Source organism: Paracoccus sp. MKU1 (assembly GCF_001447385.1).
GTDB lineage: Bacteria > Pseudomonadota > Alphaproteobacteria > Rhodobacterales > Rhodobacteraceae > Paracoccus.
In genome coordinates, this window is the sequence record NZ_LLWQ01000037.1 from 1 (window position 1) to 3,832 (window position 3,832).

A 3,832-nucleotide genomic window follows, 5' to 3' on the forward strand; every position below is an offset into this window, starting at 1 on the left:
CTGAAGGCCAGCGGGGCCTGCCCGCCCGAGGATGTCGGCGGTGCTCCGGGCTACGAGGAATTCCTCGAAGCCCTCGCAGATCCGGACCACGAGCAGCACGACGACATGGTCGGCTGGTCAGGTGCATCCTTCGATCCCGAAGATGCCAGGATCGACAGGATCGTCGAACGCTTTGACCAACTCGCGAAGAAATGGTCCCCGCGGCCCGGCAAGCCCAAAGCACCCAAGCCCACTCCCTGAGCACGGACACCCGTCCGCGGCCTACGCCGGATGGTTACGATAAATCGTTGGGATCCGATCATCAAATCCGCCGGCCAGTTTGCCGATTAAGGAAAGCGGACCAGCCGATTATGGTCGGAGTGGTCCATACCTGCTCATGGACATCAAAAATCTCCTCTCATCGGCATTGCTTCTTGCCGTAGGAAGCGGCTTTGCCTGGTCCGCAATGACCGGCATGGAAATAGGTACTGCACGGCGAATGGGTCCAGGTTACTTTCCGCTAATTCTTGCGGGAATTATCATACTGATCGGCCTTATTATCGGTGTGAAGGGGCTCATGCGATCAGAGCGGTTCCAGCCGGACCTTGCCCCGCTGCGTGCCTTCATCGCCATACTTGGCGCGCCAATATTTTTTGGCGCGACAATTCGAGGCTTGGGCTTCTTGCCCGCAGTGGCCTTGACTACGTTGCTCGCAAGTTTGGCAGCGTCAAGTCGGCTGTCCACGATCCTCTTGATAACCGCAGGCATCACCGTCTTCTGCCTGCTTGTCTTCTATTATGGCCTGGGACTGCCGATCCGGCTGTTAGGGCCTTGGCTGGGGATGTTGACCTGATGGATATGATCTCCAACTTGGGACTCGGGCTCGATGCTGCCCTGACCCCCTACAACATCCTGTTCTGCTTCATCGGCACGCTTCTTGGAACGCTCGTCGGAGTCCTGCCCGGTATCGGCCCAACCGCCACCATCGCGATGCTGCTGCCGATCACACTCTCGCTTTCGCCTGAGACTTCGCTGATCATGCTGGCTGGCATCTACTATGGCGCTCAGTATGGGGGGTCCACGACAGCAATCCTGATCAACCTGCCGGGGGAAAGCTCTTCCGCTGTGACGGCGCTCGACGGCTATCAAATGGCCCGACAAGGTCGTGCGGGCACTGCATTGGCTACTGCGGCACTAAGCTCCTTTCTGGCAGGGACGATCGCAACTCTTATTGTGGCCATGCTTGCGCCACCGCTGACCGCAGTCGCGCTTCGCTTCGGATCAGCCGAATATTTCTCTCTTATGGTTCTTGGGCTTGCAGCCTCAATCGTTCTCGCCAGCGGCGAAGTGATAAAGACGATTGCAATGGTTTCGCTGGGCCTCATCTTCGGTTTGGTGGGAACCGATATCAACACAGGCGAGATGCGCTTCACGCTTGGTCGTCCCGAACTGGCCGACGGACTGAACTTTGTGGCCGTTGCGGTAGGTCTTTTTGGCATTGCCGAGATCCTGCGTAACCTGGAGCACAGTGTGATACGAACCGCGGTAGTCCGGCATGTATCTGGGCTGTGGCCCCGGCGCGAGGACCTGCGGGCCATGCTGAAGCCTGCTGTAAGAGGTACATTTTTGGGTTCTGCGCTAGGTGTTCTCCCAGGTGGCGGAGCGATCCTGGCCTCCTTTGCATCCTATGCCCTGGAAAAGAAGCTTTCACCCAATTCGGAGCGCTTTGGTCAGGGAGCGATTGAAGGTGTTGCGGGGCCAGAAGCGGCTAACAATGCTGGCGCGCAGACCTCTTTCATCCCGATGCTGACGTTGGGGGTGCCCGCCAACCCAGTCATGGCGTTGATGATCGGGGCCATGATCATCCAAGGCATCGTCCCCGGGCCGCAAGTCGCAACCGAGCAGCCGGTTCTGTTCTGGGGTCTTATCGCTTCCATGTGGATCGGTAACCTGCTCCTCGTGGTTTTGAACCTTCCACTGATCGGCTTGTGGGTAAAGCTGCTGACGGTCCCTTATGGCATTCTCTTTCCCGCCATTTTGGCCTTTGCCTCTATCGGGGTATTCAGTGTCAACTCCAATGCATTCGATCTCTACGTAATGGCCAGCTTCGGTATCTTCGGATACATCCTTGCAAAGCTCCATTTCGAACCCGCCCCGATGTTGCTTGGCTTCGTCCTGGGGCCTCTTTTGGAGGAGCATTTGCGGCGGGCTATGATTCTATCGCACGGAGACATGTCAGTCTTCGTGACGCGGCCAATCAGCGCGGCGCTACTGATCACGGCAGCGCTTGTCCTAGCCGTAGCTTTCCTGCCCAGCATTGCCAAACGCCGCGACGAAGTCTTCGTCGAGGAAGATTAAACTGGAGATATCATGGCACAGAGTGCAACCAATCGTGTCTACAAGATCGCCTCGATCGCCGGAGATGGGATCGGCAAGGAAGTGGTGCCAGAGGGCATTCGCGTTCTGGAGGCCGCATCCAAGAAGTTTGGCTTCAATCTACAGCTAGACGAGTTCGACTTCTCTTCATGCGATTACTACCTCAAGCACGGCAAGATGATGCCGGACGACTGGAAGCAGCAGATCGGCAACCATGATGCAATCTTTTTTGGGGCAGTTGGCTGGCCGGCAGTGGTCCCCGACCACGTTTCTCTCTGGGGCTCTTTGATTCAGTTTCGCCGAGAGTTCGATCAGTACGTCAGCCTGCGTCCCGTTAGGCTGATGCCGGGCGTGTCGGCGCCGCTTGCTGGCCGCGGGCCAGGAGATATCGACTTCTACGTGGTGCGTGAGAACACGGAGGGAGAGTACTCCTCCGTCGGTGGGCGCATTTTCTCAGGCACTGAGCGGGAAACCGTGCTTCAGGAGACGGTGATGACACGAGTCGGTGTCGATCGTATTCTAAAATTCGCCTTCGATCTGGCGCAGAGCCGCCCAAGAAAACGCTTGACGTCAGCAACCAAGTCAAACGGCATCTCGATTTCGATGCCTTACTGGGATGAGCGTGTCGAAGAAATGGCGAAAGCCTATCCGGATATCGCTTGGGATAAGTATCACATTGATATCCTTTGCGCGCATTTCGTGTTGAATCCGGACCGGTTTGACGTGGTCGTCGCCTCGAATCTCTTCGGTGATATCCTGTCTGACCTAGGGCCGGCCTGCACCGGAACGATCGGTATCGCGCCATCGGGCAACATCAATCCTGAACGTAAGTTTCCCTCCCTTTTCGAGCCCGTGCATGGCTCAGCCCCCGACATTGCTGGACTCGGTGTAGCGAATCCCATTGGTCAAATCTGGTCTGCGGCGATGATGCTGAACCATCTAGGCGAAGGGGAGGCGAGCTCGGCAGTCATCAGCGCCATTGAAACAGTGCTTGCCGAACCACGTCTGCGCACCCGTGACCTCGGAGGTAGTGCCAATACGGTCGCCTGCGGGAAAGCAGTCGCCGATGCCTTGGCATAGTGATGCGACCTTCCGATGAACGATAGAACCTACAAGATCGCCGCCATCCCCGCCGACGGCATCGGCCCCGAAGTGATCGCCGCCGGCCTGCAGGCGCTGGAGGCCCTTGCCGGGCGCGACGGCAAGTTCACGTTCGACATCACCGAATTCGACTGGAGCTCGGACCGCTACAAGAAGACCGGCGCGCTGATGCCCGAGGACGGCCCTGAGCAATTGAAGGCCTTCGACGCCATCTTCTTCGGGGCGGTGGGTGCGCCGGACGTGCCCGATCACCTCACGCTTTGGGGTCTGCGCCTGCCGATCTGCCAGGGCTTCGATCAATATGCCAATGTGCGCCCGACCAAGATCCTGCCCGGCATCCAGTCGCCGCTGGAAGGCGTCGGCCCCGGCGATCTGG

Annotated in this window: 4 protein-coding genes and 1 pseudogene; all 5 read left to right on the top strand. The window is 58.2% G+C overall.

Translation table 11 applies throughout. The features are described 5' to 3' along the window. Positions 1–240: pseudogene (locus tag AQY21_RS02600) on the top strand (plasmid pRiA4b ORF-3 family protein); the annotation flags it as partial. A 136-nt stretch (positions 241–376) separates the two neighbouring features. Further along, positions 377–832, top strand: a complete 456-nt coding sequence (locus AQY21_RS02605; RefSeq protein ID WP_058096289.1) for a tripartite tricarboxylate transporter TctB family protein — start codon at positions 377–379, stop codon at positions 830–832. After that, entirely contained in the window at positions 832–2,337 is a 1,506-nt protein-coding gene (locus tag AQY21_RS02610; protein WP_058096290.1) for a tripartite tricarboxylate transporter permease, read from the top strand. The genes AQY21_RS02605 and AQY21_RS02610 overlap by 1 nt, the downstream gene beginning before the upstream one ends. Positions 2,338–2,349: 12 nt before the next feature. Continuing rightward, complete coding sequence (locus AQY21_RS02615; RefSeq protein ID WP_058096291.1) at positions 2,350–3,435, top strand: tartrate dehydrogenase; 1,086 nt, start codon at positions 2,350–2,352, stop codon at positions 3,433–3,435. A 15-nt stretch (positions 3,436–3,450) separates the two neighbouring features. Next, on the top strand, positions 3,451–3,832 hold a 382-nt coding region (locus tag AQY21_RS02620), incomplete at its 3' end, for an isocitrate/isopropylmalate family dehydrogenase (RefSeq protein WP_238986674.1).